The organism is Streptomyces sp. NPDC127197, from assembly GCF_042672405.1.
Classification (GTDB): domain Bacteria; phylum Actinomycetota; class Actinomycetes; order Streptomycetales; family Streptomycetaceae; genus Streptomyces; species Streptomyces flavusporus.
The window spans coordinates 1-26,038 of sequence record NZ_JBHXVG010000010.1 but is presented as its reverse complement, the minus strand read 5'-3'; the positions used below and the strand labels follow the sequence as shown (position 1 = coordinate 26,038).

The window sequence follows — 26,038 nt, the reverse complement described above, 5'->3', positions numbered from 1 at the left end:
TCACCGGATGCGGTGTTCGCGCAGGCGCCTCAGGAACAGCTCGGCCTGCCGCTCGGTCGGCAGGTTCCCGAGCGCGATGAGGTGCGGCGCCTGCGCGAACGCCGGCGCCAGGGCCGCCTCCCGGGCCGCCCACAGGGCCCGTACGGTCCCCTGGACGGCCTCGGGAGGGTATCCGGCGAGCACCGTGGCGCAGGCGGTCGCCGCGGCCAACGCCTCGCCGGGCGGGGTGAGTTCGGAGACCAAGCCGATGTCGTAGGCGCGTTGGGCGCCGATCCGCTCGGCGCTGCCCATCAACGCCATCCGCGCGGCCTCCCCGTACGGCATCCGCTGCGCCATCAGCATCGATTCGTACGCGCTGACCATGCCGTACGTGGTGTGCGGGTCGAAGAAGCTCGCGCTCGTCCCGGCGACGATGAACTCCGTCTCCCCGAGCAGATAGAACGCCCCGCCGCAGGCCGTCCCCTCCACGGCCGCGACGACCGGCTTCCACAGGTCGTTCGCCTTCGGCCCCACGCTCAGCAGCGGATCATCCATCATGTACGGCGAGTTGGGCTGGGGAACCTCGGTGCTTCGGTCGATGCCGGTGCAGAAGGCCCGCTCCCCGGCCCCGGTGAGGACGACGGCCCGCACGGCGTCGTCGTACCGGAACTCCCGCCACACAGCGGCGAGTTCGCCGGCCATGGCGAGGTCGATGGCGTTGAGCCGCTCGGGCCGGTCGAGGGTGACGACGGCGACGCCGGTGTCCTTGTCGGCGGTGATCCGCAGGCCGCTCATCCGTACACCCACTGCGGAACCCCGGCGTCGGTGAAGACGGCCCGGACCCTCGCGCCGATCCGGACCCGGTCCGGCGGAACGGAGTCGAGGGGCGCGCCGGGACGGCTGACGAGGTTGCCGACCAGCCGTATTCTCGGCGCCTCCGCCAGCTCGACGACGATCACGTTGTACGGCGCCTGCTCGGCGTAGTCGGGCAGCAGGGGCGGATGCGGGACGACGTACGACCAGATCCGCCCGAGCCCGGACACCCGGCGCCACTCGGACGAAAAGGACTGGCAGTGCGGGCAGCAGGGCCGAGGCGGGAAGCGCAGTTCACCGCAGTCGGCGCAGGCCTGGACACGCAGCTCGCCCTGGGCGGCGTACCGCCAGAAGGGGGCGCCGTCGGGGTCGATGACAGGACTCAGCATGCTCCTCAACTCCTCAGCAACAGGGCGGAGGTGGGGACGCCCTCGCCGGCGGTGACCAGGCAGGTGGCGGCGCCCGGGACCTGGGCGGTGCTGGTGCCCCGCAGTTGTTTCACGCCCTCGGTGATCAGGTTGAACCCGTGGACGTAGGCCTCGCTGAGCCCCCCGCCCCCGGTGTTCAGCGGCAGCCGCCCGCCGATCTCGAGGGCGCCGCCCTCCGTGAAGGCGCCGCCCTCACCCCGGTCGCAGAAGCCGTAGCCCTCCAGGGAGAGCGGTATGAGGGGCGTGAACGCGTCGTAGATCTGGGCGACGTCCACGTCCTGCGGGGTGAAGTCGGCGTGCTTCCACAGGTGCCGGGCGGCGGTCCAGGCGGGCCCGGTGAGCGGGTCGTCGTTCCAGTAGTTGACCATTCCGTGGTGCTGGGCGGGCAGGCCCTGGGCGGCGGAGTGGACGTAGACGGGCTTGCGCCGGCAGTCCCGGGCGCGCTCGCGCGATACGACGACACAGGCCAACGCCCCGTCCGTCTCCAGGCAGTTGTCGAAGAGGCAGAGGGGTTCGCTGATCCAGCGGGAGGTCATGTACATCTCGCGGGTGAGGGGGCGGTCGTACATCACCGCGGCGGGGTTCTGGTTGGCCCGGTTGCGGCAGGCGAGGGCGACGTTGAACAGGTGATCCCGGGTGGCGCCGTACTCGTGCAGGTAGCGGCGGGTGAGCATGGCGATCTCGTCGGCCGGGCGGAGCAGCCCGAAGGGGCGGGTCCACTGGGCGGGTGTGGGGAGTTGGGCGGTGGTGTTCGTCCAGGGCCGCGGCCCGCTGCCGCGCTTGCGGGACCGCCAGGCGACCCCGACCGTGGCCTGCCCGGTGGCGATGGCGGCGGCGAGATGGGCGACGGTGGCGCAGGAACCGCCGCCGCCGTAGCCGACCTTGCCGAAGAAGGTGAGGTCACCGAGCCCGAGGGCCTTGGCGAGCTCCACCTCGTCGGTCTCCTCCATCGTGTACGAGGCCAGGGCGTCGACCTCGCCCGGAGCGATCCCGGCGTCGTCGAGGGCGGCGAGGACGGCACGGCAGGCGAGGGTCCGCTCGTCCTCGGGGAGCTGCCGGGCGAAGGCGGTCTGCCCGATCCCGACGATGGCCGTCGCGTCCTTCAGCCCTGCCATGAGCACACCTCCGCACCGGAACCGGCTTGCTGACAGTCCGTCAGGCTAGCGCTAATCTGACGATCAGTCAGCTATGCGTTCGGGAGGCCGGTGTGCGCGGAGACGTGGAGTGGGGCAGCATTCCGGGGCTGGTGCGGAGCGCGGCCGAACGGTACGGCGACGCCGAGGCGGTCGTGGAGGGCCGGACCAGGATCTCGTACGCCGAACTGGGCGCCCGCGTGGACCGCGCGGCCGCGGCCTGCCTGGCGAACGGGGTGTCGCCCGGGGACCGCGTCGCCATCTGGGCGCCGAACTCACTGGACTGGATCGTCTCGGCGCTGGGCGCGGTGTCGGCCGGGGCGGTCCTGGTCCCGCTGAACACCCGCTTCAAGGGGACGGAGGCAGCGGACGTCCTGCGGCGCAGCCGTGCCCGCCTGCTGTTCGTGACGGGCACGTTCCTGGGCACGTCGTACGTGGCGTCGTTGCGGCGGGCGGCGGGGGAGGGGCCCGGGGACGGCCGGGGCCCACTGCCCGGACTGCCGTCCCTGGAGCAGGTGGTGGTCCTGTCGGACGACGCCCCGGCCGACTTCCGCACCTGGAAGGACTTCCTGGCGAGCGGCGACGCGGTGCAGGAGTCCGCCGTCCGCTCCCGCGCATCCCAGGTCGACCCGTCCTGGCCCTCGGACATCATCTTCACCTCGGGCACGACCGGCCGCCCCAAGGGCGCCGTGATCACCCACGCTCAGACCCTCCGCGCATACGAGGTGTGGAGCGACCTGGCCGGCCTGCGGCACGACGACCGCTACCTCATCGTGAACCCCTTCTTCCACACCTTCGGCTACAAGGCCGGCGTCCTGGCCTGCCTCATGCGCGGCGCGACGATGATCCCCCAGCCGGTGTTCACCGCGACCACCGCCCTGGCGAACATCGCGGCGGAACGCGTCTCCGTCCTCCCCGGCCCGCCCGCCCTCCACCAGTCCCTCCTCGACCACGCCTCCCGCGACGCCCACGACCTGTCGGCGCTGCGCCTGGTGGTGACCGGCGCGGCCGTGGTCCCGCTCCGCCTGGTCGAACGGCTGCGCGGCGAACTCGGCGTGGAGACGGTCCTCACGGCGTACGGCCTCTCCGAAGCGAGCGGCATCGTCACGATGTGCCGCCGCGGCGACGACCCCACGGTGATCGCATCGACGTCCGGCCGGGCCGTCCCGGGCACGGAGGTGCGGGTCGACGCCCCCCTCGGCACCCCCGGCGAGGTCCTCGTCCGCGGCTTCAACGTCATGCGCGGCTACTTCGAGGACCCGGCGGCCACGGCGGAGGTCCTGACCCCGGACGGCTGGCTGCGCACCGGCGACGTGGGCGTCCTGGACGAGGCGGGCAACCTGCGCATCACCGACCGCATCAAGGACATGTTCATCGTCGGCGGCTTCAACGCCTACCCCGCGGAGATAGAACAGGTCCTCGGTCTGCATCCGGACGTGTCCGACGTCGCCGTGATCGGCGTACCGGACACCCGCCTCGGCGAGGTCGGCAAGGCGTACGTGGTACGCCGCGCGGGGGCCGTGCTGACCGGAGACGACCTGATCGCATGGGCGCGGAGGGAGATGGCGAACTACAAGGTGCCGCGGGCGGTGGAGTTCGTGGGGGAGCTGCCGCGGAACGCGAGCGGCAAGGTGGTGAAGGGGGAGTTGAGGGAGCGCCGGTGAGGAGTCACTCGGGGCGTCCGGAAAGAAGTCGGCCGTGGTGACGGACGGTGGTGCGGCGGGACGCCGGCCGGCGACGGCGTCCCGCGGCGGGTTGGTCAGCCGAAGGCACGCACGGCCTGGTAGTACGTCCACGCAGTGCTGTTGCAGGCGGTCTTGGTCCCGCCGCTGTAGTTGTTGCAGACGCGCTTGAGGTCCTCGTAGAAGGCGCTGTCGAGGCGGGCCTTGTTGGCGTCGAAGGCGCCTGCGGCCTTGTAGTTGCGGTAGCCGAAGTCGTGGCGGGCGCAGGACATGGCGAAGGGGAAGCCGAACGGGTTGTCCGGCGAGGAGGAGCAGTAGTCGGTCGACCAGTCGAAGGCGTACGCCGACCAGGCGGCCTGGTTCGCACGGGCGGCGGCCCAGGCGTTGTAGCTCGACGCGCTGGTCTGCGTCCAGCCGGCGAGGACCTGCGGCTTGTCGGCCGGAGCGGCGGTGGCGGCGGTCGCGGTACCGACGACGGCGACCAGGGAGAGAGTCGAGGCGGCAAGAGCAGTGGCGAGTCTGCGGTGCATCCCACACCTCCATGAGGCTGCTGCCCGCCCATCGGGCAACAGGTTCATGACAAGAGGATCGGCATCGCAACCATGCCTTTACACCTCATGTGCCCTAATGGGCCATTAACTCTTGGGCATGACGGACATTCAAAACATGAAATCTGAGGGAGGTTGGAGGCAGCGGCACGAGCTTGGAGGCACTGCGGTGGCCGCGGGTTGGAGAGTGCCGTCGGGGCCCCAGGTCGGCCGACCATGCGGTGGGCTGGGGGTTGGCCCGGGGTTGGGGGACGCGTCAGCGCCTCGCATGCACGCCGGGTGGGCTCAGCGGCTAGCGGATGGTGGGTGGCTTGGCGCGTCGGCGAGGTGGGGCACGCCGGGTGCCACCCTCAGTCTCCGATTCCGGGCTCTGGAACAGCAATTGGCCGATTTGGCTCATCCACCGGGAGAGAACGCCCAGGTGGGGCTGCCTGCCCGTGAGTCAAATCGGCCAATTAGCTCCTGGGGTGCGGTCCATGGGGTCGGTGTGGCATCCGTGACGTGCCAGGGACATCGGCGAGTCTGCGCTCCCGCCCCTTCCTTCGCCTCCTGCGGCCGTGTTCGCCCCCAGCTCCCCGCGCTTCACACGCCTCAGGATGCTGGAGAGAAGGGAGGCCTGTATGAGCCTGTGGACAACTCGCCGGGTTCCTTGGTCATGACACACGTCGGCCGCGGCGGCTCCCCCTCCGCGCCGCCGCGGCCGATCCCCGTGTGATGGAGGACTAGTTGGGACGCTCCGTCGTCGCGTGGGCGTCGAGGGTGGTGATCTCCTCCTCGCCCGTCGCGTGGGCATCCGCGGGCTTGAGATCGGCGCCGGTCGCGTGGGCGTCCTGGGTGGTGAGCTCCTCGCCGGTGGCGTGTGCGTCTTCCGGCTTGGTCTCGCCCGTGTTGTCGGCCATGACGGTCAACTCCCTTGAGTGTGATGAGGGTCGAACATGCCCGTCCGGCGACTCCCCCGTGAATCGCCGGACGGGCATTCGTAAGGCCGTTCACCCTAACGGTGCGGCCAAGGTGCCGAGCCGTCTGCCCCCCGACGCGACGGACCGGCACTGATGAGCTTGCCGGTCCGCGATAAACGAATGATGAACGCCTGAAACCCCAGCTCAGGCAGCTGATGCCGGGGCGAGCAGCGTGCGCACCTCGGCGGCCTCAGGGGAGCCGAGCTCCTCGAAGATTTTCAGGGCCTCCTGCCAGCACACCTGCGCCCGGTCGGTGTGCCCGATCCCCGTCAGAGCGCGGCCGAGAACCGTCAGCACATTGGCGCGGCGCCAGTCGCCGCCGATTCCGCGTAGCACGGAAAGGGCCTGCTCGGCGTCTGCGGCAGCCGGTGCCGGTGCGCGGTCCGTGAGGTGGAGTTCGGCCAGCCGGAACAGCGTCATCCCGTGCCACAGGCGCTGTCTGCTGTCGCGGAAGACCTCCAGCGCAGCCAGAAGCGCGGACCGAGCCTCGGCGGTCCTTTCGGCACTGGTCAGCGCCAGACCGAGGGCGTACTTTCCGTTGGCGAGCCGCAGCGCCTGCCCGGTGGCGTCCTGCTCGTAGATCTCGACGCCGGTTTGCGCCAGAGTCACCGCGCTGTCCGTGCGGCCCGTGGCCAGGTGGACGCGGGACAGGTTGCAGAGGGCCGAGGCGGCTCCGGGCTGGTTCCCGTCCGCACGGAAGGCTTCCAGCGCTCTCTCGAAGTGGGCTTCGGCGTCGGCATGTCGCCCTTCGTAGAGCGCGATGATGCCTCGCTGGTTCGGGGCCTGCCCGCAGGCGACCGGATCGGCGGCCGCGGTGCCGAGCTCAAGGGCACGCCTGCCCTCCGCCTCCGCCTCGGCGAAACGCCCGGACACGCTGTGGACATGGGTGAGCATCGTACGAGCCCTGCCTTCGGCCCAGGCGTCACCGGTGGCTTGGGCCGCATCGCTCACGGCGGCTGCGGCCTGGGTGAACTGCAGGGAATTGGCGCCCGATTCGCCGAGGTCCACCGCGGCCATCAACAAGTCCGCGGCCTTGCGCTGCATTCCCGCGGCGGCCATCTGCTGGGCGCAGGCCAGCAGGCAGTTCGACTCGTTGAACAGCCACTCCAGCGCACGGTCCCGGTCCGGGAACCGCAGACCGGGGCAGTCGGTGGCCGCTATGTGCTCCAGAACGCGTTCTCCGGGCCGCTCAATCCCGTACACCCCCGCCGCCGTAGCCAGGTAGAAGTCCAGCAACCGCGACATCGCCGCATCCCGCTCACCAGGCGGCTCCTCATCCCGTTCCGCACAAGCACGCGCGTAGAGCCGCACCAGGTCATGGAACCGGTACCGTCCGGGCGCCGCCGACTCCAGCAGCGACGTGTCGACGAGGGACTCCAGCAAGTCCTCCGTCTCCTCCACCGGCAGGTCCAGCACCGCCGCAGCCGCCGCCAGGGAGATGTCCGGCCCGTCCGCCAGCCCCAGCAACCGGAACGCCCGTGCCTGGGCCGGCTCCAGTGCCCCGTACCCCAGCTCGAAGGTCGCCTTCACCGCCAGGTCACCGGCCTGCAGCTCGTCCAGCCGGCGTCGCTCGTCCGCGAGCTTCGCCGCCAGTACCGACACCGTCCACGTGCGGCGGGCTGCCAGCCTGGACGCGGCGATCCGGATCGCCAGCGGCAGGAAACCGCACGCCGCCACCACGTCGAGGGCGGCCTTCCGTTCCGACGCGACCCGTTCCTCGCCCACGATCTTGGTGAACAGCGACAGCGCCTCGTCGGGGGACATGACGTCGAGGTCGACCAGGTGGGCACCGGCCAGGTCCACCATCCGGACGCGGGAGGTCACCAGTGCCGCGCAGCCGGAGGTCCCCGGCAGCAGCGGACGTACCTGCGCGGCATCCCGCGCGTTGTCCAGCAGCACCAGTACCCGTCGGCCGTCCAGCACAGACCGGTACAGCGCCGAACGCTCCTCCAGGGAGTCCGGGATCGCCGAGTCCGCCGTCCCCAGAGCCCTGAGGAACGAACCCAGTACCGTCTCCGGTTCCGCCGCCCGGGCGCCGGCGCCCTGCAGATCGACGTACAGCTGCCCGTCCGGGAACGCCGACCGCGCCTGATGCGCCACATGGACCGCCAGCGTCGTCTTGCCGACGCCGCCGATGCCCGCGAGCGCCGAGACCGCCATCACCCGGCCCTCCGCCGACGCCAGCACCTCGCTCAGCTCGGCGACGAAGGAGGAGCGGCCCGTGAAGTCGGGGACGGTTGCGGGAAGTTGAGCCGGGCGGACGGGGGTAGCGGCGGGCTCCGCAACCGGTGCCGACGGCTCCGCCAGCCCCGGGTCCGCCTGCAAAATCCGCTGTTGCAGCTCCCGCAGGCCCGGGCGCGGGTCCACACCCAGCTCGTCCGCCAGCAGCCGCCGCGTGTCCGCGTACACGGCAAGGGCCTCCGCCTGCCGGCCGCTCCGGTACAGCGCCAGCATCAGCAGCTCACGCAGGCGTTCGCGCAGCGGATGCGCCGCCGTCAGGGCCGTGAGCTCCGAGACCGCCTCCGCATGGCAGCCCTGCTCCAGGTCCATGTCCAGGCGGGATTCGAGGAGTTGCAGCCGCCACTCCTCCAGCCGGACCCGCTGGGCGTCCGCGTACGGCCCCGGTACGCCCGCCAGCGCCTCGCCGTCCCACAGGGCCACCGCGTGCCCGAGCAGCTCGCGCGCCCGGCACAGGTCTCCTGCGTTCTTCGCCTTCTCTGCGTCCGCCGCCAGGTCCTGCGCGACCGCCAGGTCCAGCGCCCCGTCCGCGATGGAACGGATCGCGTAGCCGCCCGACTCGCTCACCAGGACGCCGGTGTCCAGGACCTTGCGCAGCCGGGAGGCGTACGTCCGCAGTGCCGCCAGCGCCTGGGACGGCGGCTCCTCGCCCCACAGCGCGTCGATCAGCTCCGCCGCGGTCGCCGTACGGCCCTCGCGCAGCAGCAGCGCGGCCAGCAGGGCGCGTTGCTGGGGGGAACCGGTGTTGAGTGACTCCTCGCCGCGCCAGGCGCGCACCGGCCCGAGCACGCTGAAGCGCAGCGTCTCCGGCTCCTCCGAAGAGCCCGGACGTCTCTGCTTCGGCACTCGAGGTACCTCGTCCATCGCCGTCCCCCTAGACAATCTGAACAACCCTGTCAGTTTGCCTTGCTTCTGGCAGGTGCGTCAGCCGTGCGAGGCCCCAGTCACAGCCAGGCATGCGGACATCACAAGGCCCTCACACCCTCATCGCACTCTTCCGCACTGAACTGAGCGCGAAGTGCGGCTTGAGATACACCGCGATCGATCCCGCCGAGATCCGCCGAGATCGCTTCCGTCCGGCTGCCGTCGACATTGCTGACGGTCCGTCAGATCAGCGCTACCTTGCCTCCATGGACACCTCCTTCCCGAAGATCATCTCCGTCGACGACCACACCGTCGAACCCCCGAACGTCTGGCAGGACCGGCTTCCGAAGAAGTACCTCGACACCGGGCCGCGCATCGTCCGCGCCCCCCTGAAGGAAATGACCTTCCTCGGCGGCCGCTTCAAGCCCGTCATGGGGCAGCCGGGCGACGACGGCCCGATCGGCGACTGGTGGGTCTACGAGGACCTGCACCGCCCCCTCACCCGCCTCGACACCGCCGTCGGCTGCAGCAGGGACGAGATCAAGCTCGAGATCATCACGTACGAGCAGATGAGGCAGGGGTCGTACGACGTACCCGCCCGGCTCGCCGACATGGACGTCAACCACGTCCAGTCCGCCCTCTGCTTCCCCACCTTCCCCCGGTTCTGCGGCCAGACCTTCACCGAGGCCGCCGACCACGAGCTCGGCCTGCTCTGCATCCGCGCCTACAACGACTGGATGGTGGAGGAGTGGTGCGGGCCCGAGGCGCAGGGGCGGCTCATCCCCCTCACCCTCGTCCCCCTCTGGGACGCCGGGCTGGCGGCGGCCGAAGTCCGGCGCAACGCAGCGCGCGGCGTCCGGGCCGTGGCGTTCTCCGAGATACCCCCGCACCTGGGCCTGCCCTCCGTCCACACCGACGACTGGGACCCCTTCCTCGCCGCCTGCGACGAGACCGGCACGGTCATCGCGATGCATATCGGCTCCAGCAGCCGTATGCCGTCCACCTCCGCCGACGCCCCGCCCGCCGTCGGTTCCACCATCACCTTCGCCAACTGCTGCTTCTCGATGGTCGACTGGCTGATGAGTGGCAAGTTCGAGCGGTTCCCGAACCTCCGCATCATGTACGCCGAGGGGCAGATCGGGTGGATTCCGTACATCCTCGAGCGTGCCGACGTCGTCTGGGAGGAGAACCGCGCCTGGGGCGGTGTCGCCGACAAGGTGCACCGGCCGCCGTCCGAGCTGTTCGCCGAGCACGTCTACGGCTGCTTCTTCGACGACTCCTTCGGGCTCCGCAACCTGGACTCGATCGGGGTCGGCAACGTCCTCTACGAGACCGACTACCCGCACTCCGACTCCACGTGGCCGAAGTCCCGCGAGGTCGGCGAGGCCCAGATGGGGCACCTGGAGACAGACGTCGTGGAGCGGATCGTACGGCGCAACGCCATCGAGCTGCTCGGGCTGACCGACGACGGCCTGTGGGGTGGGCCATGAGCCTCCGCTACGGCATCCAGCTCCCCGTCCAGTCCCAGAGCACCCTCTACACCGAGCCCTGGGAGGCCGCCGCCGGCCCCGACGACCTCGTCGCCGTCGCCCGCGCCGCCGACCGCGCCGGGTTCGACTACGTCGCCTGCTGCGATCACGTCGCCATCCCGCGCCGGCTCGCGCCCGCGATGAGCACGGTGTGGTACGACCCCGTGGCCACCCTCGCCCATCTGGCGGCGGTCACCGAACGCGTCCGGCTCCTCTCCCATGTCGCCGTCGTCGGACTGCGGCACCCCCTGATCACCGCCAAGCAGTACGCCACCCTCGATCATCTCTCGAGCGGTCGCCTGATCCTGGGGGTCGGCGCCGGGCACGTGCCGGAGGAGTTCGAGGTGCTCGGGGTGGACTTCCGGCAGCGCGGTGCCGTACTCGACGAGTCCATCGACGCCCTCCGGGCCGCCCTCGGCCCGGAGGAGTTCCCCGCACACCACGGCAAGCTGTACGAGTTCCACGATCTCGGCCAGCGTCCCCGGCCCGCCCAGCCGAGCGTCCCCCTCTGGGTCGGCGGCTCCTCACCCGCCGCCGTACGCCGGGCCGCGCTCAAGGGCGACGGCTGGCTGCCGCAGGGCGACCCGCGGGACCGGCTGCCCGGGCAGATCGCCCGGCTGACAGCACAGCGGGCGGAGGCGGGCATCGAGGCCCCGCTCACCATCGGCGCCCTCACCGAGCCGCTCTACATCGGCCGCCCCACCTGGGACATCGGCCGCCGCACCCTCACCGGTGACCCCGACGCCCTCGCCGAGTCCCTGCGGGCCTACCGGGCGATGGGCGTGCACCAGATCCAGGTGCGGTTCCGCAGCCGGAACCGCACCGAACTGACCGACCAGATGACCGCATTCGGCGCCGACGTGGCTCCGTACCTGTGAGGAGAACGCATGGGCAAGCTGGACGGACGTGTCGTGATCGTCACCGGTGCGGCGCGCGGGCAGGGGGAGCAGGAGGCCCGGCTGTTCCGGGAGGAGGGTGCCGAGGTCGTCGTCACCGATGTCCTCGACGACGCGGGCGAGGCGCTCGCCAAGGAGATCGGAGCCCGGTACGTCCACCTCGACGTGGGGCGCGAGGACGACTGGTGCGCCGCCGTGGCCGCCGCCAAGGAGGCGTACGGCCGGGTCGACGGGCTCGTCAACAACGCCGGCATCCTGCGCTTCAACGCCCTCGTGGACACGCCCCTCGACGAGTTCATGCAGGTCGTGCAGGTGAACCAGGTCGGCTGCTTCCTGGGCATGAAGACCGTGGCGCCCCACCTCGAGACAGGCGGCACGATCGTCAACACCGCCTCCTACACCGGCATGACCGGCATGGCGGCCGTCGGCACCTACGCGGCGACCAAGCACGCCGTCATCGGCCTCACCCGCGTCGCCGCCCTGGAGCTGGCCCACCGGAGCATCCGCGTCAACGCCATGTGCCCGGGCGCCATCGACACGGCCATGTCCAACCCGGCGCTCCTGGATCCGGACGCGGACCCCGTGCAGACCTCGCAGGCCCTGGACGAGCTGTACCGCAGGCTGGTGCCGCTGGGGCGGATCGGGCGGCCGGAGGAGGTGGCGCGGCTGGCGCTGTTCCTGTCCTGCGAGGACTCCTCGTACATCACCGGGCAGCCGTTCGTGATCGACGGGGGGTGGCTGGCCGGCGTCAGCGTCATCTGACGGGCCATCAGCTATTGACGGTGCGCACCCCCGGTGCCACAGTCGGCGGCAGCGAAGAAACCTGACGGTGCATCAGAAAAGACCCGGGACGGTGAACCTCCTTGGAATTCGGGCTCTTTGTACAGGGATACGTGGGCAAGCGCGCCGAGACCGACCCGCTCGCCGAGCACAAGGCGCTGATGGAGGAGACCGAGTACGTCATCCAGGCGGACAGGTCCGGCTTCAAGTACGCCTGGGCGTCCGAGCACCACTTCCTGGAGGAGTACTCCCACCTCTCCGCCAACGACGTCTTCCTCGGCTACCTCGCCCACGCCACCGAGCGCATCCACCTCGGCTCCGGCATCTTCAACCCGCTCGCCCAGGTCAACCATCCGGTGAAGGTCGCCGAGAAGGTCGCCATGCTCGACCACCTCACCGAGAACCGCTTCGAGTTCGGCAGCGGACGCGGCGCGGGCAGCCACGAGATCCTCGGCTTCCTTCCGGGGATCACCGACATGAACTACACGAAGGAGATCTGGGAAGAGACCATCGCCGAGTTCCCCAAGATGTGGCTCCAGGACGAGTACGCCGGCTTCCAGGGCAAGCACTGGTCGCTGCCGCCGCGGAAGGTCCTGCCGAAGCCGTACGGCAGGTCGCACCCGGCGATGTGGTACGCGGCCGGGTCGCCGCCCTCGTACGCGATGGCCGCCCGCAAGGGGCTCGGCGTGCTCGGCTTCAGCGTGCAGAAGGTCTCCGACATGGAGTGGGTGCTGGAGCAGTACAAGACCGCGGTCGTCGAGGCCGAGCCGATCGGGGACTTCGTCAACGACAACGTGATGGTGACGACCACCGCGATCTGCGCGCCGACGCACGAGGAGGCGATACGGATCGCGGCGAACGGTGGGTTGCACTACTTGCCGTCGCTGGTGTTCCGGTACCACGACACCTTCCCGCGTCCCGAGGGCTTCCCCGTGTGGCCGGAGACGCTCCCCGAGTACACGGAGGAGTTCGTCGAGGTCCTCATCGAGGAGGAGCTGTTGGTCTGCGGTGACCCCGACGAGGTGCTGCGGCAGTGCAAGCGGTGGGAGCAGGCGGGGGCCGATCAGCTGAGTTTCGGGTTGCCGGTGGGGGTGCCGAAGGAGGAGACGTTGCAGACCATTCGCCTCATCGGCGAGCACGTGATTCCGAAGATCGACACGGATCCCGTGCATCGGACTACGCGGTTCCGGAGGGCTGGCTGAGGAGCGTTCGCGGCTGCCGGTTGTTTGTGGCTGGTCGCGCAGTTCCCCGCGCCCCTGGGTATCTCCACCGGCCCGGAGTTCAAGGAGGCAAGGCCCATGCTCGATCACGTCATCAAAGGCGCGACCGTCGTCGATGGGACGGGCGCGCCTGCGTACACCGCCGACATCGGCATACGGGACGGTCGTATCGCCGCCATCGGCACGATCAGCGAAGAGGCCCGGACCACCGAGGACGCGCACGGCCTCGTCCTCGCCCCCGGCTTCGTCGACCCGCACACCCACTACGACGCCCAGCTGTTCTGGGACCCGTACGCCACCCCCTCCCTCAACCACGGGGTGACCACGGTCGCCGCCGGCAACTGCGGGTTCACCCTTGCCCCGCTCAACCCCGACCGCCCCGAGGACGCCGACTACACCCGCCGCATGATGTCCAAGGTCGAGGGCATGTCGCTGGTGGCGTTGGAGGAAGGGGCGCCCTGGAGCTGGCACACCTTCGGTGAGTATCTGGATGCCCTCGAAGGACGGATCGCGGTCAACGCCGGGTTCATGGTGGGGCACTGCGCGCTGCGGCGGTACGTGATGGGGCCGGAGGCAGTCGGGGGGCAGCCGGGTGAGGAACAGCTCGCGGCGATGCTCCGGCTGTTCCACGAGGCGATGGACGCGGGGGCTTGGGGCCTGTCCACCACCCAGTCGTCCACCCACTCCGACGGCGACGGGAAGCCGGTCGCCTCCCGGCATGCGCAGCCCGCCGAGCTGCTGGCCCTGTCCCGGGCGGTCGGCGAGCACGAGGGCACGCAGATCGAGGCGATCGTCGCGGGCTGCCTGGACCAGTTCAGCGACGCCGAGATCGATCTGTTCGTGGAGATGAGCGCGGCGGCGGGCCGACCGCTGAACTGGAACGTCCTGACCATCGACGCGGCCGTCCCCGAGCGCGTGCCCCGCCAGCTGCTCGCCAGTGAACGGGCGCGCAAGGCGGGCGGCCGGGTGGTGGCGCTGACCATGCCGATCCTCACGCCGATGAACATGTCCCTCGGCACGTTCTGCGCGCTGAACCTCATCCCCGGCTGGGGCCCGGTGCTGGGCCTGCCCGTGCCCGAGCGGATCGCGAAGCTGAAGGATCCCGCCGTGCGGGCCGGGATGCTGAAGCGGGCGGATTCCAAGGAAGCCGGCGTCTTCCGGCGGCTGGCGGACTTCGGGCGGTATGTCATCGGTGACACGTACAGCGAGGCGAACGCCGGGCTGACCGGCCGGGTCGTCCGGGACATCGCAGCGGAACGCGGCCAGGATCCCTTCGCCTGCCTGGTCGGCATCTGCGCGAACGACGACCTCCGTACGGTCCTGTGGCCCATGCCCCCCGACAACGACCCGGCGTCCTGGGCGCTGCGCGCCGAGACCTGGCAGCACGAGGACGTCCTGCTGGGCGGCTCCGACGCGGGCGCCCATCTGGACCGGATGTGCGGGGCGCCGTACACCACCCGCTTCCTCGGGGACTGTCTGCGCGGGCGGAAGCTCGTCGGGCTCGAGCAGGCGGTGAAGATGCTGACGGACGACCCGGCGCGGCTGTTCGGCCTGCGGGAGCGGGGCCGGGTGGCGGAGGGCTGGCATGCGGACCTCGTCCTCTTCGACCCGGAGCGCATCGACGCCGGTACGGCCACCCTGGTGCACGACCTGCCGGGAGACAGCCCGCGCCTGGACTCCAAGGCGATCGGGGTGCGGGCCGTGTGGGTCAACGGGGTCGAGGCGATCCGGGACGACGTGGTGAGCGGGGCGGTACCGGGGCGGGTGCTCCGCTCGGGGCGGGACACGCGGACGGTGAGCACGAGGTGAGCCAGCGGTTGTTCGTCGGCGGGGAGTGGGTCGAGCCCGAGGACTGTTACGCGGTCGTCGACCCCGCGACGGAGGAGACCGTCGGCTGGGCGCCGGAGGCCTCGCGGGATCAGGTGCACGCGGCCTGCGCCGCGGCCCGCGAGGCCTTCGGGCCCTGGTCGCGCACGCCCGCGGAGGAGCGGGCGGCGGTCCTGGCGCGGGCTGCGGACATCATCCGGAGCCGTCTGGTGCCGTATGCCGAGCTGGCCCAGGCCGAGACCGGGGCGACGACGGGGACGGCCCGCGGCATGCAGGTGGGCGTGGGTGCGGCTCGTTTCCGCCGGTACGCGCGCGCGGAGCCGGCGGAGTGGGCGATCCCGCCGCAGATCAACGAGGCCGGGCCGATGGGCAAGGCCGGCGTGATGGGCGCGCTGGCGGTACGGCAGCCGGTCGGGGTCGTCACCTGCATCACCTCGTACAACAACCCCTGGGCGAACCCGGCGGGCAAGGTCGCCCCGGCGCTGGCGATGGGCAACACGGTGGTGGTGAAACCGGCGCCGCAGGATCCCTTGTCGGTGTACCGGATGGCGGAGGCGCTGGCGGAGGCGGGTGTGCCGCGCGGGGTCGTGAACGTCGTCTCGGGACGGTCGGTGGAGGTCGGGGAGGCCGCCGTCGAGTCGGACGATGTGGACATGGTGAGCTTCACCGGCTCGACGGCCGTCGGGCAGCGCATCGCCGAGGTGTGCGGGCGGTCCATGAAACGGCAGTTGATGGAGCTGGGCGGGAAGGGAGCGGCGGTCGTCTTCGACGACGCGGACCTCGGTTCGGCGGTGTCCGGGATCGGCACGACGTTCTCCTTCTACAGCGGCCAGATCTGCACGGCGCCGACGCGGGTGCTGGCGCAGCGCGGGGTGTACGACCGTCTGGTCGGGCAACTGGCCGCGTACGCCAGCCGGTTGAAGGTCGGCGATCCGCGCGACCCGTCCACGGTCGTCGGGCCGGTGATCTCGGCGGAGCATCGGGAGCGGGTGGAGTCGTACGTCGAACTGGGCCGGAAGGAGGGCGCGGTGGTGGTGACGGGCGGCGAACGGCCCGCACTCGACCGGGGCTTCTACGTGGCACCGACCCTGCTCGCCGACTGCACGAACGACATGCGGGTGGCCCGGGAGGAGATCTTCGGCCCGGTGGTCGTCGTGATTCCCTTCGACGAGGAGGACGAGGGGGTGGCCCTGGCGAACGACAGCGACTACGGCCTGATCGACTACGTGTGGTCGGGCGATGTGGCCCGCGCCTTCCGCGTGGCCCGCCGCCTGCGGGCCGGCGGAGTCGGCGTGAACACGGTCGGCCGCAACATGGAGGCCCCGTTCGGCGGCTTCAAGAAGAGCGGCGTCGGCCGGGACGTCGGCTCGTACGCGCTGCACGCGTACAGCGAGGTGCAGGCGATCGTGTGGCCGGGGTGAGGGTCAGCGACGGCCGCCGTCCGTCAGATCCACCCGCACCGTGAGCAGGTGCGTCCCGATCACCCGGACCGCCGCGCTGTTGAGGCGCGGCAGGCTGCGCAGTCGGGCGACGGGGTCGTCGTCGGGGAGGAGGTGAGCCGTTCCCTCGTACCAGCGCCCCCTGATCCGCACCCGGACCCGCGGGTCGACCCGGATGTTGCGGACGTACTGGGACCGTTCGCCGAACTCCGACACCAGCCAGAAGGAGTCACCGACGCGGCGCCCGCCCACCGGTGTGCGGCGGGGGAGGCCGGAGGTGCGGCCGGTGGTCTCCAGCACCGCGTGGAGGGGGAGCCGGCGCATCAGCGGATTGGCGAGGCGGCGCTGGACGGTCGTGGCGGCGCGGAATCTGAGGTCGGCGAGACGGGGCATGATCCGTGCGGCTCCTGTGTCGTGGCCGGGGCGGTTGTTGATTCAATGGTCCCTCGGACGCGGTGCGACGAGGGCGGTGGCCATGCGGGTCGTGACCTGGAATCTATGGTGGCGGTTCGGCCCCTGGGCAGAACGGCAGAAGGCGATCCTCACCACACTCAGGGAGCTGCGCCCCGATGTCGTCGGCCTCCAGGAGGTGTGGGACGCGGACGGCGAGAACCTCGCCGAGTGGCTCGCCGGGGAACTCGGCCTGCACTGCGCCTGGGCCCCGTCGCACGCCCCGGAGCGCTGGCAGCGCCGGATCGGTGACGAGCGCGTCGGTATCGGCAACGCCGTCCTCAGCCGCTGGCCCGTCACCGAGCAGGATGTCCTCCCGCTCCCCGCGCCGGCGGACGTCGACGACGGCCGGCTCGCCCTGTACGCCCGGCTGGCCATCCCTGCCTACGAGGTGCCCTTCTTCACCACCCACCTCACCTCCGCCCTGCACGCCTCGGCCACCCGCTGCCGACAGGTCACCGCACTCGCCGAGTTCGTCGCCGAACACCGCGGCGACACGCCGTTCCCGCCGGTCGTCACCGGAGACTTCAACGCCTGGCCGGACTCCGACGAGATCCGCCTCTTCGGCGGCTACAAGACGGCGCCGGCCGTCCCCCGCCAGGCCCTCATCGACGCCTGGGAGTACGCCGACCCGGCCGCCCCGTCGGCCACCTGGGACCCGGCGAACCCGTATGTCGGGCGCCGGGACCCGGCGGTCCGCATCGACTACATCCACGTCGGCCGGCCGGGTCCGGAGGGACTCGGCCACGTGCAGAGTATCCGGCGGGCCGGCGACGCGCCGGTCGACGGCGTCTGGCCCTCCGACCACGCGGCGGTCGTCGCCGATCTGGCGGACAAACCGATGCCGTGACGCTCGTGTGCACGGTCACTCGACAGCCCGGCCGCGCGGAGTGACCCCGTGCTCAGTCGCGGCGGATCAGTTCTGGGTCGATGCGTCGACCGACCAGCGGCAGGAAGACGCCGACCCGCCCGCCCCCACCCCGTGCTAGCCTCCCCGCCGACGTGATCACGAGCAACTCCCCTTCGAGGCGCCCATGGTGATGACGTCGGTATGAACGGGGACGGAATCGAGGGATGGCGATGGCCTGCGGGCCTGCAGTTGGTTCAGCGTTGCGTACGGCGGCGGCGTCTCCGTCCCGGTGGAGGACCGCCGGTGTCACCGCCGCTGCGGTCGCTGCGTTGCTCTCCCTCACCGCGGGCTGCGGCGGCCCCGCCGAGTACGGCGAAGCGGATCGCGCCATCACGATCGACGCCGGTGAAGAGTTCACCGTCACCGTTGACGAAAATCCCTCCACCGGCGAGCGCTGGTACCTGGTCGACCCGAAGCCCGACGCCTCGGTGGTCCGCAGCCGCGGCGACGACTATGACGCCGACGACGACTCCGGGACCCTGGTCGGGTCCGGCGGCCGACGCGTCTTCAGCTTCGAGGCCACCGGCGCCGGCCGCACGGAGATCGTGCTGCTGCACTGCCCGGTCTACGCCTGCACCGGCGGCAGCGCCTCCCCGGCCCCGGCCACGACCGCCCCCTCCAACCTGCCCACAGCCGAGCGCACCACCTACACCGTCACCGTGCAGTGACCGCGCGCCCCAGGAAGATGGGGTTCGTGAACGCCGCCAGCGCCCCCGGCAGCGGGCCCAGCGCTGCCTCGTGCCGCAACTCCGCCCGTACGTACGCCGCATACGACGGCGTCGTACGCCACTCCACCACTCCCGCTCCGGAAACCGGCAGCGGCGCGCTCGTGAACAGCACGCCCTGGTCCGTCACGAAACGGACCGTGCAGCGCGGGGCGCCGCTGGCCTCCAGGCGGACGGTCACCGGTGTCTCGCGGTCCACGTCCAACCGCTCGCCGATGCCTGCGTGTTCGCCTCGCCCGCCGGAAGCGGTGAAGGACAGGACGACGTTCCTGGACTCGGCGACATACGAGCGGCCCGCGCGGATGCCGTCCTGGACCGCCTCCCGGGTGAGATCGTCGGCCAGCACCACCGTCTGTGGACGGCCGACGACATCCGGGTCCCGGTGGGCGTCGCTGTTGCCCATCGCCGGGATCCAGTCGTGGCCGTTCCGCACCGACGACACCAGCATGCTGTCCCAGTCCGCCAGCGACATCTCGTCGTCGGGCGTCCACGGCCCGTTCCACACCTCGACGGCGTCCGCCTCGCCGAAGCCGAACTTCCAGTTGCAGCCGATGCAGGTGGCGTGCGGGTGGGCCGGGACCACCAGGCCCCCTGCGCGGCGGATCTGGCGGGCGAAACGGCCGTAGCGGTTGTCGCGGGCCCGGTAGCGCCAGTCGATGAACGTCCCCGGCTCGACACCCAGAGCCACCACGTGACCGTTGCGGGTCGTGACCTCCTCGCCCAGCAGGACCAGCAGGTCGTCGCCCGCCGCGTCGGCCCAATGGGCGTGGGACGCATGCGTGTTGTGCTCGGAGGTGTTGATGAAGTCCAGGCCCGCCGCACGCGCGAGGGCCGCGATCTCCGCCGGGGTGCGACGGCCGTCGGAGTACCAGGAGTGCAGGTGGCAGTCGCCCCGGTACCAGTCCCGGCCCCGGCCCTTCGCCCGCTCCGGCGGATAGACCACGTCCGGGGCCTCGCCCTGCTCGCCGTATGTCAGCGTGATCGTGATCTCGTACGTCAGCCCCTGCGGCGCCACCGTGTACGGGCCCAGCGCGATGTGCCAGGTGCCGGGGCGGACCGGCCCCGGAAGGTAGCCGGGCGTCGCCTCGTCCGCGCGGACGAAGAACTCCGTGCGGGCGCCTCCCGACCAGCCCCGGAAGCCCCGGCCGCCCAGCTCCGTTCCGCGTTCGTCGAAGATGCCGATGTCGAGGGCGTTGCCCACGGTGCCGGCCGGGACGGAGGGCCGGTCGTAGGTGTACGCGACCCTGAGCTCCCGTACCCCGGAAGGGATGTCCAGCGGTACATACACGAAGTCGGGCGAACCAGTCGGAAGGGTGCCCCGTACCGTCCGCGTCTCCTGGTCGCCGTCCGCGGCCCCGGCGCCGCTCGGGAAGGTCACGCCACCCAACGTAAGGGCGGCCACCGCTCCCGTCACGACCGGCGCCGCACGCGCAGCACGCTGCAGGAGGCCTGCCGACCGGTCGGTATGGACAGGTGAGGTGTCCCCGGGTAGAGATGGGTCATGCGTATCGCCGTCACCATCTTCCTCACCGACGAGACCATCACCCCGACCCGGCTCGCCCGTGAGCTGGAGCAGCGGGGCTTCGCCGGGCTGTACCTGCCCGAGCACACCCACATCCCCGTCGAGCGGACCAGTCCGTACCCGGCGGGCGGCGAGCTGCCGCCCGAGTACGGCCGCACCCTCGATCCCTTCGTCGCGCTCGGCCAGGCCGCCGCCGTCACCGAACGCCTCGGCCTCGGCACCGGCATCACGCTGGCCGCGCAGCACGACCCGATCGATCTGGCCAAGCAGATCGCCACCCTGGACCACCTCTCCGGCGGCCGCTTCACCCTCGGCCTCGGCTTCGGCTGGAACGTCGAGGAGGCTGCCGACCACGGCGTGGAATGGCGGACGCGGCGTGAGCTGGTCCGGGACCGGATGGCGCTGATGCGCGCGCTGTGGGCGGAGGAACCGACCGCGTACGAGGGCGAGTTCGGCAGCGTACGGGCCAGCTTCGCGTACCCCAAGCCGGTGCAGAAGCCGCGCGGGCCGGTCACCGGGCCGCGCACGCTCATCGGCGGTGCCGCCGGGCCGAAGCTGTTCGCGCACATCTGTGAGTACGCCGACGGGTGGCTGCCCATCGGCGGGCGCGGCCTGTCCGAGTCACTGCCCCTGCTGCGCGCCGCATGGGCCGACGCGGGCCGCGCCCCGGAGGCCTTGCAGGTCGTGCCGTACGCCGTCCACCCCACCCCGGGCAAGCTCGCGCACTACGCGGAGCTGGGCATCGAGGAGGTCGTCGTACAACTGCCGCCTGCCGGGGAGGCGGAGGTGCTGCGGGCGCTGGACGGGTACGGCGGCTTCCTGGGCTGACCGCCCGGCCCTGATCACCTCGACCGTATGCTCGAAGGATGACGACTTCCGCGACCTCCGGAACCGGACCCACCGAGAACTCCCTGCGTCGCGCTCTCAAGCGCGCCCGGGACGGCGTCGCGCTCGATGTGACGGAATCCGCGGTTCTGCTACAAGCCCGCGGCGAGGCCCTCGAGGACCTCGCCGCGTCCGCCGCCCGGGTGCGGGACGCGGGCCTGGAGGCGGCCGGCCGGCCCGGCGTCATCACGTACTCGAAGAGCGTCTTCATCCCCCTCACCCGGCTGTGCCGGGACAAGTGCCACTACTGCACCTTCGTCACCGTGCCCGGCAAACTGCGCCGGGCGGGACACGGGATGTTCATGTCCCCCGACGAGGTCCTCGACATCGCCCGGCGCGGTGCCGCGCTGGGTTGCAAAGAGGCGCTGATCACCCTCGGCGACAAGCCCGAGGACCGCTGGCCGGAAGCGCGCGAATGGCTCGACGCGCACGGCTACGACGACACCATCGCCTACGTCCGCGCCATCTCCATCCGCATCCTGGAGGAGACGGGCCTGCTGCCCCACCTCAACCCCGGGGTCATGACCTGGACCGACTTCCAGCGCCTGAAGCCGGTGGCCCCGTCCATGGGCATGATGCTGGAGACGACCGCCGAGCGCCTCTGGTCCGAGCCCGGCGGCCCGCACTACGGCTCCCCGGACAAGGAACCCGCCGTACGCCTGCGCGTCCTGGAGGACGCCGGGCGTTCCTCCGTCCCCTTCACGTCCGGGCTCCTCATCGGGATCGGCGAGACGTACGAGGAACGCGCCGAGTCCCTCTTCGCGCTGCGCCGCGTTTCCCGGTCGTACCACGGCATCCAGGAACTGATCATCCAGAACTTCCGCGCCAAGCCGGACACCGCGATGCGCGGCATGCCGGACGCGGAGCTGGACGAGCTGGTCGCCACGGTGGCGGTCGCCCGGCACATCATGGGCCCGTCGGCCTGCCTCCAGGCCCCGCCGAACCTCGTGGATGCCGAGTACGAGCGTCTGATCGGCGCCGGCATCGACGACTGGGGTGGGGTGTCGCCGCTGACGATCGACCACGTCAACCCCGAACGCCCCTGGCCGCAGATCGAGGAACTCGCCGAGAAGTCCCGCGCGGCCGGCTTCGAGCTGCGGGAACGTCTGTGCGTGTACCCGGAGTTCGTCACGCGGGGCGAACCCTGGCTGGACCCACGACTGCTGCCGCACGTCCGCGCGCTGGCGGACCCGGAGACCGGCCTCGCCCGCCCGGACGCGGTGGTGGAGGGCCACCCGTGGCAGGAGCCGGAGGAGGCGTTCACGGCGTCGGGCCGTACGGACCTGCACACCACGATCGACACCGAGGGCCGTACCGGCGACCGCCGGGAGGACTTCGACGTCGTCTACGGCGACTGGGAGGCCCTGCGCGAGGCGGCCGCCCCCGGTATGACACCGGAGCGCATCGACACGGATGTGCGTGCGGCGCTGCGGGTGGCGGCCGACGACCCGACCCGGCTGACCGACGAGGAGGCGCTGGCACTGCTGCACGCGGACGGCCCGGCGCTGGACGCACTCACCCGCGTTGCCGACGACGTCCGCAAGTCGGCGGTCGGTGACGACGTCACGTACATCGTCACGCGGAACATCAACTTCACCAATGTCTGCTACACGGGCTGCCGCTTCTGCGCCTTCGCCCAGCGCCGCACGGACGCCGACGCGTACACGCTGTCGCTGGACCAGGTCGCCGACCGGGCGCAGCAGGCGTGGGACGTGGGCGCGGTCGAGGTCTGCATGCAGGGCGGCATCCACCCGGACCTGCCCGGGACGGCATACTTCGACATCGCGAAGGCGGTGAAGGACCGGGTCCCCGGCATGCACGTGCACGCCTTCTCCCCGATGGAGGTCGTGAACGGCGCCACCCGCACCGGCATGTCCATCCGCGAGTGGCTGACGGCGGCGAAGGAGGCCGGCCTCGACTCCATCCCCGGCACGGCGGCGGAGATCCTGGACGACGAGGTCCGCTGGGTCCTGACCAAGGGCAAGCTGCCCACGGCGACCTGGATCGAGGTGATCACGACGGCGCACGAGCTGGGCATCCGCTCGTCGTCGACGATGATGTACGGCCATGTCGACCAGCCCCGCCACTGGCTCGGCCACCTGCGCACCCTGTCCGGCATCCAGCAACGGACGGGCGGCTTCACGGAGTTCGTGACGCTGCCGTTCATCCACACCAACGCGCCGGTGTACCTGGCGGGCATCGCGCGCCCCGGCCCCTCCATGCGGGACAACCGCGCGGTGACGGCCATGGCCCGCCTCCTCCTCCACCCGCACATCCCCAACATCCAGACCAGCTGGGTGAAGCTGGGCACGGAGGGCGCGGCGGAGATGCTCCGCTCCGGCGCGAACGACGTCGGCGGCACGCTCATGGAGGAGACGATCTCCCGCATGGCGGGCTCCTCCTACGGCTCGTACAAGTCGGTGCGCGACCTGGTGGCCGTCGCCGAGGCGGCCGGCCGCCCGGCGAAGCCGCGGACGACGCTGTACGGCGAGGTGCCGGAGGAACGGCAGCGGGCGGCGGCGGCCTCGGACGGACACCTGCCGGAGTTGCTGCCGGTACTGGACTGAGGGATGGGGGCTCGGTCCCTCACAGTACGATGATCCGACCCCCGGCACCGGGGGTCGGAGACTGAGGAGATGCGTGCCCGTGCCTGCCCGACTGCTTCCCACGTGGGCCTGGGTGACCGGCCTGACCGTGGGGGCGATCGCGGGGGTCGCCGTCCTGGCCGTCCAGGCCGAGGAGGGGCCCCGGCCCACGGCCACGGCGGCCCGGCCCGGCCCTTCGGCGTCCGCGAGCGCGCAGCCCTCGACCGCGCCGACGGAATCCCGGCCCGCCGCAGTACCGGACGGCTCCGGTACCGGGCGGCGCATCGTCTACTCCCTCGGTGAGCGGCGCGTGTGGCTGGTCGACGCGAGCGACAGCGCCCGCCGTACGTTCACCGTGTGGCCCGGCACGGTCGACCCGGACCCCGGCACGTACACGGTCGGGACGCGGACGGAGGCCACCACGGGCTCCGACGGCGTGGAGATCGAGCACGTCGTGTACTTCGCCGCCAAGTCCGGCGTCAACATCGCCTTCTCCGCCGCGGTCGACGGCTCCTCGCCCCCACCGGCCGCGTCCGGCGTCCAGACCGGCGGCATCCGCATGAAGACGTCCGACAGCTCGGCGTTGTGGACGTTCGGGACCGCGGGGACGACGGTGGCGGTGGTCGAGTAGCTCGGCGTTCTGCCGCGAACCTTCCCGTCATGCGGGTGGAACACGGCAGGCAGGGACCTCGAAGACGAGTTCGAGACCGTCCTCCTCATCCCACTGCTCTCCGACCTCGACGAAGCCGAAGCCCGCGATCGTGGCCAGGGATGCCACGTTGTCGGGGCCGATCGTCGCCCGCACGGTGGTGACTGCGGTTTCCGCTGCTGCCCGGCGAAGCAACTCGATCAGCGTGGAGCGGGCATATCCCTGGCGACGGAAGTCGGGAGCGACGGAATAGCCGATCTCGACCATGCCGACCTCATCGGGCGGTCCGTGGAACCCGGCATGTCCGACGACGAGACCGTTGTCGCCGACGACCGCTTGCCGCACCATCCACCGCGCATGGCCGGGATCGGCGGCCATCTGGTCGAGCCGGAACTGCCACAGCCACCGTGCTCTGTCGGTCACGAAGTACTCGGTCAGCGAAACCCCGGCCATCCTGCTGGCTCCGGACAGGTCTCCCTCCAGCAAAGCGGACATCACCCCGCCGGACAGCTCGACAAAACGGATACGTCTCGGGCTCTGCGTGAGCGGCCTCAGGTGATCGGCTTCGTCTGTCACCTGCGAATGCTCGCCGACTGGCCCGGAGGCGTCCAGCGATTTCGAAGCGGTGGGAGACGCGTGTCGATCGGGGGCCATGGCCCCCTATTGGGATCGCCACCAGCTGTCAAGTCCCGAATTTCAGCGGCATGACGCGATTCGTCTGCCAGGGCTTACTTGAGGCATGGGCCCACGCAGAGCAGCCGGCCCACCCCCGACTTTTCTCGCTGGAGGAGAATTCCCATGCCCCGCACCTCTCGGACGCAGCGCCTTCTGATGGCTACCGCCTCGACCGCCCTGGCTGCCGGAGGTGTGATGATGCCCACCAATGCGTTCGCCGCCCCGGCGACGCCGCATGCCGGCACTGTGGCCACGGCTGCAGTCGACCACGGTGGCCACGGCGGTCACGACGGTCACGGCAAGCACAAAAAGTACAGCAAGTACAACAAGCACAACAAGAACAACCGCCACGGCAGCACCAAGCATGGTAATGGGAACGGTAATGGGAACGGCCCCGTCACCATCATCGTCATCGGGAACAACAACACCGTCAACGGCAATGGGAATGGCAATGGGAACGGCAACACTCTGACCTGACTTCTGCAGGCAGCATCGAGTTCACGGCCTGGCTGGGCGGCAACGCCCAGCCAGGCCGTTCGTATGTCCGCAGGAAAATTTTCGATCATTCTCGAGAGCGCGTGAAAGAGGAAGGAAAATTCTCATGCACAGCAATATCCGGACGCGTCGTCTGTTTTTCGCCGCCCGCGCCGTCGCCCATGCCGCGGTCGCCGCTGTCGCCAATGGCCGCAGCGGTGACCGCGACGGCACCGGCGCCCCTCTTGTCCTGACACGCCGGCGCCGCCTGGTCCGCGCAAGCGCGTCCCCGGCTGAGCGCACGGGAGCGCGCCACAGGTGGGCGACGCCCGCGTCGAGCAATGCCGACCAGATGGCCCGTCAGAAGCCTTAATAACCTGAAAAATTGATGGTTATTCAGGACGTACTTGACCCTGCCGTGGCCACCGGGACCCCGAACGGCCATGGGCGCCCGGCGGCAGTTCCTCGGGCTTTTACCCGACGCCTCCGACTCCGTCAAGTCCCGAGTCCTCGGAGCATGACGACGCTTTGTCGATCAGGCCTAATTGAAGTGCGGGCCTCACCGAGAAGGAAATGAGACCGCACGGTGCGGCGGTAATCCTCCTCGATGAGGGTTCTCCCTCTCACTGAATCGCTGGTTATTCCGGCATGGCGGTCCCGGTCGGAACCGGTCCGTCGGCCACTGTCCCGAGTTTCCGGGGCAGGTCAGAAATCCATCTCATAAGGAGAAAATCCATGACTCGCAACGTTCACACCTCCAACGCCGACACCCGCAACGACGTCAAGTCCAAGCGGCGGGGCCGCCGCTTCGCGATGGTCTTCGCCTCG

At 70.8% G+C, this 26,038-nt stretch carries 22 protein-coding genes; 13 read left to right on the top strand and 9 right to left on the bottom strand.

Annotation, left to right across the window (positions count from 1 at the left end; all coding sequences use genetic code 11):
• From ACFVJQ_RS17595 to ACFVJQ_RS17585, 3 genes are read right to left on the bottom strand one after another with little or no spacing between them, the layout of a single operon-like run.
• The gene (locus tag ACFVJQ_RS17595; RefSeq protein WP_385784810.1) at window positions 1-774 is read right to left on the bottom strand and encodes an enoyl-CoA hydratase/isomerase family protein; all 774 of its coding nucleotides are present in this window, start codon (window positions 772-774) and stop codon (window positions 1-3) included.
• A complete protein-coding gene (locus tag ACFVJQ_RS17590; RefSeq protein WP_385784807.1) occupies window positions 771-1,181 on the bottom strand; it encodes a Zn-ribbon domain-containing OB-fold protein in 411 nt (136 codons plus the stop codon). Before ACFVJQ_RS17590 ends, ACFVJQ_RS17595 begins: the two co-directional genes overlap by 4 nt.
• 5 nt (window positions 1,182-1,186) lie before the next feature.
• Window positions 1,187-2,335: a lipid-transfer protein gene (locus ACFVJQ_RS17585; RefSeq protein WP_385784804.1), complete on the bottom strand. Its 1,149-nt coding sequence runs from the start codon at window positions 2,333-2,335 to the stop codon at window positions 1,187-1,189.
• Between the two features lie 92 nt (window positions 2,336-2,427).
• Here ACFVJQ_RS17585 and ACFVJQ_RS17580 point away from each other — a divergent pair, with 92 nt between their 5' ends.
• Entirely contained in the window at window positions 2,428-4,017 is a 1,590-nt protein-coding gene (locus tag ACFVJQ_RS17580; protein WP_385784801.1) for a FadD3 family acyl-CoA ligase, read from the top strand.
• Between the two features lie 95 nt (window positions 4,018-4,112).
• Here ACFVJQ_RS17580 and ACFVJQ_RS17575 read toward each other — a convergent pair whose 3' ends face one another.
• From ACFVJQ_RS17575 to ACFVJQ_RS17565, 3 genes are all read right to left on the bottom strand, one after another.
• Complete coding sequence (locus tag ACFVJQ_RS17575) at window positions 4,113-4,565, bottom strand: phospholipase (protein WP_385784798.1); 453 nt, start codon at window positions 4,563-4,565, stop codon at window positions 4,113-4,115.
• 740 nt (window positions 4,566-5,305) lie between these two features.
• Window positions 5,306-5,482 (bottom strand): hypothetical protein, encoded by a 177-nt coding sequence (locus tag ACFVJQ_RS17570; RefSeq protein WP_385784795.1) that lies wholly within the window; start codon window positions 5,480-5,482, stop codon window positions 5,306-5,308.
• Window positions 5,483-5,686: 204 nt separating this feature from the next.
• A complete protein-coding gene (locus ACFVJQ_RS17565) occupies window positions 5,687-8,644 on the bottom strand; it encodes a BTAD domain-containing putative transcriptional regulator (RefSeq protein ID WP_385784793.1) in 2,958 nt (985 codons plus the stop codon).
• Between the two features lie 266 nt (window positions 8,645-8,910).
• Between ACFVJQ_RS17565 and ACFVJQ_RS17560 the strand changes: the two genes are divergently transcribed.
• From ACFVJQ_RS17560 to ACFVJQ_RS17535, 6 genes are all read left to right on the top strand, one after another.
• Window positions 8,911-10,134, top strand: a complete 1,224-nt coding sequence (locus ACFVJQ_RS17560) for an amidohydrolase family protein (protein WP_385784790.1) — start codon at window positions 8,911-8,913, stop codon at window positions 10,132-10,134.
• Window positions 10,131-11,051 carry an LLM class F420-dependent oxidoreductase gene (locus ACFVJQ_RS17555; protein WP_385784787.1) on the top strand — a complete coding sequence of 307 codons (921 nt, stop codon included), beginning with the start codon at window positions 10,131-10,133 and terminating at the stop codon, window positions 11,049-11,051. The genes ACFVJQ_RS17560 and ACFVJQ_RS17555 overlap by 4 nt, the downstream gene beginning before the upstream one ends.
• Before the next feature lie 9 nt (window positions 11,052-11,060).
• Window positions 11,061-11,831 (top strand): SDR family NAD(P)-dependent oxidoreductase, encoded by a 771-nt coding sequence (locus ACFVJQ_RS17550; RefSeq protein WP_385784785.1) that lies wholly within the window; start codon window positions 11,061-11,063, stop codon window positions 11,829-11,831.
• 101 nt (window positions 11,832-11,932) lie between these two features.
• Window positions 11,933-13,051 carry an LLM class flavin-dependent oxidoreductase gene (locus ACFVJQ_RS17545; RefSeq protein WP_385510983.1) on the top strand — a complete coding sequence of 373 codons (1,119 nt, stop codon included), beginning with the start codon at window positions 11,933-11,935 and terminating at the stop codon, window positions 13,049-13,051.
• A 96-nt stretch (window positions 13,052-13,147) separates the two neighbouring features.
• Entirely contained in the window at window positions 13,148-14,878 is a 1,731-nt protein-coding gene (locus ACFVJQ_RS17540; RefSeq protein WP_385784783.1) for an amidohydrolase family protein, read from the top strand.
• Window positions 14,875-16,317 (top strand): aldehyde dehydrogenase family protein, encoded by a 1,443-nt coding sequence (locus ACFVJQ_RS17535; RefSeq protein ID WP_385784780.1) that lies wholly within the window; start codon window positions 14,875-14,877, stop codon window positions 16,315-16,317. Before ACFVJQ_RS17540 ends, ACFVJQ_RS17535 begins: the two co-directional genes overlap by 4 nt.
• A 3-nt stretch (window positions 16,318-16,320) precedes the next feature.
• Here the strand turns inward: ACFVJQ_RS17535 and ACFVJQ_RS17530 are convergent, their stop codons facing one another.
• Window positions 16,321-16,728 carry a nitroreductase/quinone reductase family protein gene (locus ACFVJQ_RS17530; RefSeq protein WP_385510979.1) on the bottom strand — a complete coding sequence of 136 codons (408 nt, stop codon included), beginning with the start codon at window positions 16,726-16,728 and terminating at the stop codon, window positions 16,321-16,323.
• A gap of 82 nt (window positions 16,729-16,810) precedes the next feature.
• Here ACFVJQ_RS17530 and ACFVJQ_RS17525 point away from each other — a divergent pair, with 82 nt between their 5' ends.
• Together ACFVJQ_RS17525 and ACFVJQ_RS17520 are read left to right on the top strand one after the other, a co-directional pair.
• A complete protein-coding gene (locus ACFVJQ_RS17525) occupies window positions 16,811-17,635 on the top strand; it encodes an endonuclease/exonuclease/phosphatase family protein (RefSeq protein ID WP_385784777.1) in 825 nt (274 codons plus the stop codon).
• A 329-nt stretch (window positions 17,636-17,964) separates the two neighbouring features.
• Window positions 17,965-18,363, top strand: a complete 399-nt coding sequence (locus ACFVJQ_RS17520) for a protease inhibitor I42 family protein (RefSeq protein WP_385510975.1) — start codon at window positions 17,965-17,967, stop codon at window positions 18,361-18,363.
• On the opposite strand, the gene ACFVJQ_RS17515 is transcribed toward ACFVJQ_RS17520, so the two are convergent.
• Complete coding sequence (locus ACFVJQ_RS17515; RefSeq protein ID WP_385785121.1) at window positions 18,350-19,864, bottom strand: CehA/McbA family metallohydrolase; 1,515 nt, start codon at window positions 19,862-19,864, stop codon at window positions 18,350-18,352. The genes ACFVJQ_RS17520 and ACFVJQ_RS17515 overlap by 14 nt on opposite strands.
• A 57-nt stretch (window positions 19,865-19,921) precedes the next feature.
• Here ACFVJQ_RS17515 and ACFVJQ_RS17510 point away from each other — a divergent pair, with 57 nt between their 5' ends.
• The 3 genes from ACFVJQ_RS17510 to ACFVJQ_RS17500 all read left to right on the top strand — a co-directional run bounded on the left by ACFVJQ_RS17510 (window position 19,922) and on the right by ACFVJQ_RS17500 (window position 24,043).
• On the top strand, window positions 19,922-20,770 hold the full coding sequence (locus ACFVJQ_RS17510; protein WP_385510974.1) for an LLM class F420-dependent oxidoreductase: 849 nt from the start codon (window positions 19,922-19,924) through the stop codon (window positions 20,768-20,770).
• Between the two features lie 38 nt (window positions 20,771-20,808).
• The gene (locus tag ACFVJQ_RS17505; RefSeq protein ID WP_385784774.1) at window positions 20,809-23,394 is read left to right on the top strand and encodes a bifunctional FO biosynthesis protein CofGH; all 2,586 of its coding nucleotides are present in this window, start codon (window positions 20,809-20,811) and stop codon (window positions 23,392-23,394) included.
• Between the two features lie 73 nt (window positions 23,395-23,467).
• Complete coding sequence (locus tag ACFVJQ_RS17500) at window positions 23,468-24,043, top strand: hypothetical protein (RefSeq protein WP_385784771.1); 576 nt, start codon at window positions 23,468-23,470, stop codon at window positions 24,041-24,043.
• A 27-nt stretch (window positions 24,044-24,070) separates the two neighbouring features.
• Here ACFVJQ_RS17500 and ACFVJQ_RS17495 read toward each other — a convergent pair whose 3' ends face one another.
• On the bottom strand, window positions 24,071-24,556 hold the full coding sequence (locus ACFVJQ_RS17495; RefSeq protein WP_385785118.1) for a GNAT family N-acetyltransferase: 486 nt from the start codon (window positions 24,554-24,556) through the stop codon (window positions 24,071-24,073).
• A gap of 303 nt (window positions 24,557-24,859) precedes the next feature.
• Between ACFVJQ_RS17495 and ACFVJQ_RS17490 the strand changes: the two genes are divergently transcribed.
• On the top strand, window positions 24,860-25,213 hold the full coding sequence (locus ACFVJQ_RS17490) for a hypothetical protein (RefSeq protein WP_385510971.1): 354 nt from the start codon (window positions 24,860-24,862) through the stop codon (window positions 25,211-25,213).
• Window positions 25,214-26,038: the final 825 nt, after the last annotated feature.

What these genes read in the sequence shown, in the direction of transcription:
- ACFVJQ_RS17505 (WP_385784774.1), top strand. Translation starts at nt 20,809, where the DNA reads ATGACGACTTCCGCGACCTCCGGAACCGGACCCACCGAGAACTCCCTG.
- ACFVJQ_RS17495 (WP_385785118.1), bottom strand. Translation starts at nt 24,556, where the DNA reads ATGTCCGCTTTGCTGGAGGGAGACCTGTCCGGAGCCAGCAGGATGGCC.
- ACFVJQ_RS17550 (WP_385784785.1), top strand. Translation starts at nt 11,061, where the DNA reads ATGGGCAAGCTGGACGGACGTGTCGTGATCGTCACCGGTGCGGCGCGC.
- ACFVJQ_RS17585 (WP_385784804.1), bottom strand. Translation starts at nt 2,335, where the DNA reads ATGGCAGGGCTGAAGGACGCGACGGCCATCGTCGGGATCGGGCAGACC.
- ACFVJQ_RS17490 (WP_385510971.1), top strand. Translation starts at nt 24,860, where the DNA reads ATGCCCCGCACCTCTCGGACGCAGCGCCTTCTGATGGCTACCGCCTCG.
- ACFVJQ_RS17575 (WP_385784798.1), bottom strand. Translation starts at nt 4,565, where the DNA reads ATGCACCGCAGACTCGCCACTGCTCTTGCCGCCTCGACTCTCTCCCTG.
- ACFVJQ_RS17560 (WP_385784790.1), top strand. Translation starts at nt 8,911, where the DNA reads ATGGACACCTCCTTCCCGAAGATCATCTCCGTCGACGACCACACCGTC.
- ACFVJQ_RS17555 (WP_385784787.1), top strand. Translation starts at nt 10,131, where the DNA reads ATGAGCCTCCGCTACGGCATCCAGCTCCCCGTCCAGTCCCAGAGCACC.
- ACFVJQ_RS17540 (WP_385784783.1), top strand. Translation starts at nt 13,148, where the DNA reads ATGCTCGATCACGTCATCAAAGGCGCGACCGTCGTCGATGGGACGGGC.
- ACFVJQ_RS17595 (WP_385784810.1), bottom strand. Translation starts at nt 774, where the DNA reads ATGAGCGGCCTGCGGATCACCGCCGACAAGGACACCGGCGTCGCCGTC.
- ACFVJQ_RS17510 (WP_385510974.1), top strand. Translation starts at nt 19,922, where the DNA reads ATGCGTATCGCCGTCACCATCTTCCTCACCGACGAGACCATCACCCCG.
- ACFVJQ_RS17565 (WP_385784793.1), bottom strand. Translation starts at nt 8,644, where the DNA reads ATGGACGAGGTACCTCGAGTGCCGAAGCAGAGACGTCCGGGCTCTTCG.
- ACFVJQ_RS17570 (WP_385784795.1), bottom strand. Translation starts at nt 5,482, where the DNA reads ATGGCCGACAACACGGGCGAGACCAAGCCGGAAGACGCACACGCCACC.
- ACFVJQ_RS17590 (WP_385784807.1), bottom strand. Translation starts at nt 1,181, where the DNA reads ATGCTGAGTCCTGTCATCGACCCCGACGGCGCCCCCTTCTGGCGGTAC.
- ACFVJQ_RS17525 (WP_385784777.1), top strand. Translation starts at nt 16,811, where the DNA reads ATGCGGGTCGTGACCTGGAATCTATGGTGGCGGTTCGGCCCCTGGGCA.
- ACFVJQ_RS17530 (WP_385510979.1), bottom strand. Translation starts at nt 16,728, where the DNA reads ATGCCCCGTCTCGCCGACCTCAGATTCCGCGCCGCCACGACCGTCCAG.